Origin of the sequence: Mesorhizobium sp. M7A.F.Ca.US.010.02.1.1, assembly GCF_004023085.1 — a bacterium.
Classification (GTDB): domain Bacteria; phylum Pseudomonadota; class Alphaproteobacteria; order Rhizobiales; family Rhizobiaceae; genus Mesorhizobium.
This window is the reverse complement of the sequence record NZ_RZRV01000111.1, coordinates 1-898: the sequence shown is the minus strand read 5'-3', so window position 1 is coordinate 898 and position 898 is coordinate 1. Positions and strand designations below refer to the sequence as shown.

General features: G+C 58.4%; 1 protein-coding gene. It reads right to left on the bottom strand.

Annotated elements, in window-relative coordinates:
* Positions 1 to 56 precede the first annotated feature (56 nt).
* On the bottom strand, positions 57 to 338 hold the full coding sequence (locus EOA19_RS34945) for an acyl carrier protein (protein WP_029356603.1): 282 nt from the start codon (positions 336 to 338) through the stop codon (positions 57 to 59).
* Positions 339 to 898: the final 560 nt, after the last annotated feature.

Below are 898 nucleotides of genomic sequence, written 5' to 3'. Positions count from 1 at the left end.
TCGGTGCCCAGTCCGCACAGGCCGCCCACTCCGGTGATAACGACGCGCCTGTCCATTCAAGCCTCCTTCGCAAGCAAGCCGCGGACGGCTTCCACGACGTCGCCGACATTCTTGAGATTGGACCAGGCATCGGCCGTGTTCATGTCGATCTTGATGCCGTAGGCCTGCTCCACATCCCAGAGGACGTCCGCCAAACCCAGCGAATCGAACCCGAGCGCGTCCAGTTCCGTGGCGATTGTTATCTCGCCGACGAATGACGCAGGCATTCCCTCACCGCTCTCCGACTCGGCGCGTTTCTTGATCAGGGCAATGACGTCCGTTGCGAATTGATCGGCCATTCTGTTTCCTGTCTTTCTTTCCCGCGTTTCGACCTGGACGCGGCTCAGTTCCTGAGGCGCGCCGCGTCGCGAAAGCCATCACGCTTGGGCAACTGACAAAGCCCAATGCTCATAAAGCCGGATCAGGTCCGGCCGGTGTGTGGCGTAGGTGCAGTATGACGATGTGAGCCGCTACACGTGCGCGTCTCCCGGTCTGTCCATAGGCTCGGAAGAAGTCGGACAGTTTGACATGGCCGGTCAGTTGCAACTCCCTTTCCCAGCACTCCACTGCCCGGTAGAGCGCATGAAAAATCTCCTTTCGGGCGGTTTCTTAAGACGCTCGCCACGCCATGAGGCAGTGGGGGCATCGGTGTCCATCAGGTGCTTCTGCCCATGCAGGATTCCAGAACATTGATGAAATCGTTTGTTTCGATGAAAGGCATCCACACTTTGGATGGTTGACCACGCTTTTCAAAGATCGTGAACTACATCTCCTCGTTGTGCTCGACGCACTCCGGACAAGTAACCTCATGGGCGCGGCATGCAGGATTAACCGAGCCCAGCCGGTCATGAGTGCGGCC

Coding starts and splice junctions, on each gene's coding strand:
- EOA19_RS34945 (WP_029356603.1), bottom strand. CDS start 338: ATGGCCGATCAATTCGCAACGGACGTCATTGCCCTGATCAAGAAACGC.